The organism is Pseudomonas edaphica, from assembly GCF_005863185.1.
In the GTDB taxonomy this organism is placed as follows: Bacteria; Pseudomonadota; Gammaproteobacteria; order Pseudomonadales; family Pseudomonadaceae; genus Aquipseudomonas; species Aquipseudomonas edaphica.
Genome location: NZ_VBVZ01000495.1, coordinates 1 through 4,734, shown reverse-complemented (window position 1 = coordinate 4,734; position 4,734 = coordinate 1). Strand labels below are relative to the sequence as shown.

Below are 4,734 nucleotides of genomic sequence, written 5' to 3'. Positions count from 1 at the left end.
GAGATGCCATCGCAGGCAAGCCAGCTCCCACACAAAGCCTGCTTCCACATTAAGCCTGTTCCCACATTTTGTTATTCAGTATTGCCGATTCATGCGATCTTCTCGCCACACACCCTGGAGTCGCCTGGATGCCCTCATTTATCGCTGATCACCCGATGCTGTGCGCCGTGGCGCTGATCTTTATCGACATCGCTGTGTGGCGGCTTATTTCCGCCAACCTCGCCAACTGGAAACTGGCGGCGCGCCTGGCGATCTTTGCGGTGTTCAGCGCCGTGCTGTTCAACGACGGCATGAACCCCATGCAGCTTGCGCCCTATGGCGACAACACCGCCTTGCACCTGGCGGCCACGGCGTTGCAGATCGGCTGGTGGCTGTTCGCCGCGCGCACCCTCACGGTATTGCTCGGCACGGTCATGATGAACCGGGTCGGGCACGGCGGGCGCTTGTTGCAAGACCTGCTGGGCGCGGTGATCTTTTTGATCGCGATCATCGCCGCCATGGCCTATGTGCTCGACTTGCCGGTCAAGGGCGTGCTCGCCACCTCCGGCGCGGTGGCGATCATCGTCGGCCTGGCGCTGCAAAGCACCTTGAGCGACGTGTTTTCCGGGATCGTGCTCAACACCACCAAGCCGTATCAGGTGGATGACTGGATCTCCATCGACGGCACCGAGGGGCGCGTCACCGACATCGACTGGCGCGCCACGCGCCTGCAAACCTCCCAGGGCAGCATGGCGGTGATCCCCAACTCCCTGGCGGCCAAGGCCAAGATCATCAACTTCTCACGCCCGGCGGACATGTTCGGCCTGGCGGTCAGCCTGCAAGTCAGCCCGCATGCGCGCCCGCAAACCGTGATCGAAGCGCTGGAGCGCGCGATGCAAGGCTGCCGGCCATTGTTGGCCAAACCCGCGCCCAGCGTGGCGTTCAAGACTTCGGCCAGTGGCGGCGTGGAATACGAGATCAGCGGGTTTGTGCCAGCCATGGGTCAAAAGCGCGAAGTGCGTAACCAGCTTTACGACCTGGCGTTCCGCCACCTGCAAGCAGCGGGCGTGGGCCTGCTGTCGGCCACCGAAAGCAGCGCGCCGCCGGTGATGTCCCACGCACGGGCATTGCTGGAGCGTTCGTCGATTTTCTCCACGTTGCGCCAAGAGGAAAAAGACACCTTCAGCCAGAACATGACCCTGCACACCTACCGTGCCGGCGAGATGATCCTGCCGGCGGGGGAGGTCAGCGACCATTTGTTTATCGTCGAGTCCGGCGTGGTCTCGGTGATGTTGATCAAGGATGGCCACACGTTCGAAGCCGGGCGCATGGGGCCGGGCGAGGTGATTGGCGAGTCGGGGATTTTGTCCGATCAAGCGGCGCTGGCGGACTTCACCGCCAAGACCTTCTGCACGCTGTACCGCATCGAGAATGAGTACCTCAAACCCTGCCTGGACGCGCGCCACGACATCAGCGAAGCGATGAAGGCACTGCTGGATTTCCGTGTGCACGCCGCGCAAGCCCTGACCCAGGACGCGCCGGTGGTGCCGGTCAAGAAAGGCTTTTTGCAATGGCTGCGTAACCGCGGGTTGTGAGCCCGTAACGCCTCAAATCAAAAGCAAAACCTGTGGGAGCTGGCTTGCCTGGAAGCTGACTAGTGTGGGAGCAGGCTTGCCTGCTCCCACATTCAGACCGTTGGGCAGTGTGCGCTTGCTCAATGACTCAAATACACCGGGCTGTCGGTGGACAGCGAAGCTTTTACCGCGTGGGTCATGTCGGTGATCAGCGCTTCTTCGCGGTCCTCACTTAATGCCTTGAGGGTAATGGCCACCACTTCCTGCGGGGTGCTTTTTGGCGCCTGCACATCCGCCACCATGTCAGTGTCGATATAGGCCGGGTGTACGCCGATCACCAAGGTGTTCTGCTCGCGCAATTCACCACGCAGGCCATTGGTAAGACCCCACTGCGCCGACTTGGAGGTGCTGTAGCCGCCGGAGCCGGGAGGGCTCAGCCAGCTCAGTACCGAGAGGATATTGATCAACGCACCGCCACCTTGTTTGGCCAGGATCGGCGCAAACGCGCGGCTCAGGCGCAAGGTACCAAAGGTGTTCACCTCAAAGTGCTGCTGCAGGTTTTCGATACTGTCTTCGGCCAGCAACGAGCCGTACTTGAGCCAGCCCGCGTTGTTGATCAACACGCTGACATCGCCGCACTGCTCGGCGGCGCGCTGCACGCTGGCCGAGTCGGTAATGTCCAGGGCGATCGGCGTGCTGCCGGGGATATCCACACTGGCCGGGTCGCGCGCACCGGCATACACCTTGGCCGCACCCGCTGCCAGCAGCGCGGTGACAAACGCTTTGCCCAGGCCACGATTGGCACCGGTAACCAACACCACTTTTCCACGAATATCCATGATGCACTCCAGGCGACGAATTAGGTTTAATAATGAAACCGTTTTTATCTTGAGCCTGTTGGTCCTATAATGCAACCTAATATTTCAACATGCCCGGAGGCCCGACGATGAAACGCAAATGCCTGGAAGGCGACTGTTGCCCGGTCGCCCGCGCGCTCGACGTGGTGGGGGATTGGTGGACGCTGTTGATCATCCGCGACGCCTACGCCGGGGTGACGCGCTTCGGCGACTTTCAAAAACACCTGGGCGTAGCGAAAAACATCCTCGCCACGCGCCTCAAGGACATGGTCGAACAAGGTCTGTTGCAAACCAGTGAAGTGGGCGCGCGCAGCGAATATCAACTCACCGACAAAGGCCGCGCGCTGATGCCGGTGCTGGTAACCCTGGCGCAATGGGGCGAAACCTTCACGCAGCCGGCCGATGGCGCCACCCACTTGCTGGATGCGCGCTTGCTCAAGCCGCTGCGCAAGGTCGAGATCGTGTCCGAAGACGGCCGGGTGCTGGGCCTGGAAGACATCATCACCCAGATGCCGGCGGCATAACGACTGGGCCATTGTGGCGAGCAGGCTGTTGTGGCAAACAGGCTTGTTATGGAAAACAGGCTTGTTGTGGCGAGCAGGCTCGCCACAAAGGGAACATGGCGACCTGAAACGCTCTCAGGCAAAGCCTCCAAGACCTCAGGGGCATTTTCTTCAATACCACCGCCGTTCAGCCCTTTACCGTGAAGCCATCGTCACTCGGCATCACCAAAAGGAACTGCAATGAGTTTGATCATCTCCATGGCCGCCTTCGCTTTGGCCACGTCCATCACCCCCGGCCCGGTCAATGTGGTGGCGCTCAGCTCCGGCGCGCGCTTTGGCTTTGCCGCCAGCCAGAAACACGTAGTCGGCGCCGCCGTGGGTTTTACCTTGCTGCTGGTGCTGATCGGCCTGGGCCTGCATGAAGTGCTGGTGCGCTGGCCGATCCTCACCCAGTTGATCCAGTGGGGCGGGGTCGCCTTTTTGCTGTACATGGCCTGGAAACTCGCGGTCGACGATGGCCGACTCGACGCCGAAGGCACTGCCACCGCGCCCTCGATGCTCTACGGCGCGATCATGCAATGGCTCAACCCCAAAGCCTGGCTGGCCTGTGTGGCGGGCATGGGCTTGTTCGTGGCCGATGGCGATGCGCGCCAAGTGTGGCTGTTTGCGGCGCTGTACCTGGGTGATCTGCTACCTGTCGGTGGCGTGCTGGGCCTACGCCGGCACGTTTTTGCGGCGCTACCTGAGCAACCCCCAAAGTGTGCGCCTGTTCAACCGCTCAATGGCCGCGTTGCTGGTGGCCAGTGTGGGTTATTTGCTGATGGCTTGAGCAAGTCGCGGTACTGGCCCGGCGTAGCGGCGAAATGCAGTTTGAAGGTGCGCTGAAAATGCGCCTGGTCGGCAAACCCGGCGGCCAGGGCTACATCGGCGATCAGCTCGCCATTGCGCAATTGCGTGCGGGCAAACTGAATGCGCCGGTTGACCAGAAACGCATGGGGCGTGAGCCCGTAATACTGCTTGAACGCACGAATCAAATACGACGGCGACAGCTCGGCCGCCAGGCAAATATCCTCCAGCTTCAACGCTTCGGTGCAGTGCGCACGGATGTACTCGGCGGCGCGCTCCAGCTTGTGGTTGACCTCACGCAGCGGCGTCAAAGACGGGTTCAGGCGCTGCTGCACCTCGGTGAAATAACTCACCAGCGCACTCTCTTTCTGCAGCAACTCGGCCTGCTCATCCAACAGAATGCCGTACAGCTCGATCAGGCCGTTATACAACACCGTGTCGCGGGTATGCGGCGTATTGAACGGCCGATAACCCTGCTCGGTACTGAAACCCAGCTGGTATTGCAGGTCCGTCAGCCACGGTGTGTCGAGGTAAATCATGTGATACGACCAATGCTGGTCGTGGATCGGGTTGCACGCGTGCACATCACCGGGGTTCATCAACACCACCGTGCCGGCGCTGATCTCGAAGGTCTGCGCGCCATAGTGGTAATAACTGCGCCCGCGGGTGATGGCGCCGATGGAAAAATGCTCGTGGGCGTGACGGGTGTAAGTGACCTTGCGCCCGTCGGCGATGGTGCGTGCCTCAATGAACGGCAAGCGCTCGTCACGCCAGAAGCGTGGCGCGTGCGCGAGGTGAGGCGGGGTGTTCAGCGACATGGCGGTGGCTCCATCCCTTGAGGCGAGTTGCGATCATTGCACAGAGCGCCGGAGGCGTCAGCTTCAAAGCTGCTTGGACAAAAACACCCGGCTGCTGCCTTCGGGCTGGCAGGGTATTTCACCCAACCGCACCCACCCCTGTTTCTCGTAAAACCCC

Annotated in this window: 4 protein-coding genes and 2 pseudogenes; 3 read left to right on the top strand and 3 right to left on the bottom strand. The window is 61.2% G+C overall.

Annotated elements, in window-relative coordinates; all coding sequences use genetic code 11:
* The first annotated feature begins 128 nt into the window (after positions 1-128).
* On the top strand, positions 129-1,574 hold the full coding sequence (locus FEM54_RS25055; RefSeq protein ID WP_138453491.1) for a mechanosensitive ion channel domain-containing protein: 1,446 nt from the start codon (positions 129-131) through the stop codon (positions 1,572-1,574).
* A 119-nt stretch (positions 1,575-1,693) separates the two neighbouring features.
* On the opposite strand, the gene FEM54_RS25050 is transcribed toward FEM54_RS25055, so the two are convergent.
* On the bottom strand, positions 1,694-2,392 hold the full coding sequence (locus tag FEM54_RS25050) for an SDR family oxidoreductase (RefSeq protein ID WP_138453490.1): 699 nt from the start codon (positions 2,390-2,392) through the stop codon (positions 1,694-1,696).
* Between the two features lie 107 nt (positions 2,393-2,499).
* On the opposite strand from FEM54_RS25050, the gene FEM54_RS25045 reads away from it, so the two are divergent.
* Both FEM54_RS25045 and FEM54_RS25040 read left to right on the top strand, forming a co-directional pair.
* Positions 2,500-2,934, top strand: coding sequence for a winged helix-turn-helix transcriptional regulator (locus FEM54_RS25045; RefSeq protein ID WP_138453489.1), 435 nt, complete (start codon positions 2,500-2,502; stop codon positions 2,932-2,934).
* A 219-nt stretch (positions 2,935-3,153) separates the two neighbouring features.
* Positions 3,154-3,742, top strand: a pseudogene (locus tag FEM54_RS25040) (LysE family translocator).
* Here the strand turns inward: FEM54_RS25040 and FEM54_RS25035 are convergent.
* Positions 3,684-4,577 carry an AraC family ligand binding domain-containing protein gene (locus FEM54_RS25035; protein WP_017139682.1) on the bottom strand — a complete coding sequence of 298 codons (894 nt, stop codon included), beginning with the start codon at positions 4,575-4,577 and terminating at the stop codon, positions 3,684-3,686. The pseudogene FEM54_RS25040 and the gene FEM54_RS25035 overlap by 59 nt on opposite strands.
* Before the next feature lie 63 nt (positions 4,578-4,640).
* Positions 4,641-4,734 (bottom strand): annotated as a pseudogene (locus FEM54_RS34750) (GNAT family N-acetyltransferase); the annotation flags it as partial.

What these genes read in the sequence shown, in the direction of transcription:
- FEM54_RS25055 (WP_138453491.1), top strand. Translation starts at nt 129, where the DNA reads ATGCCCTCATTTATCGCTGATCACCCGATGCTGTGCGCCGTGGCGCTG.
- FEM54_RS25050 (WP_138453490.1), bottom strand. Translation starts at nt 2,392, where the DNA reads ATGGATATTCGTGGAAAAGTGGTGTTGGTTACCGGTGCCAATCGTGGC.
- FEM54_RS25045 (WP_138453489.1), top strand. Translation starts at nt 2,500, where the DNA reads ATGAAACGCAAATGCCTGGAAGGCGACTGTTGCCCGGTCGCCCGCGCG.
- FEM54_RS25035 (WP_017139682.1), bottom strand. Translation starts at nt 4,577, where the DNA reads ATGTCGCTGAACACCCCGCCTCACCTCGCGCACGCGCCACGCTTCTGG.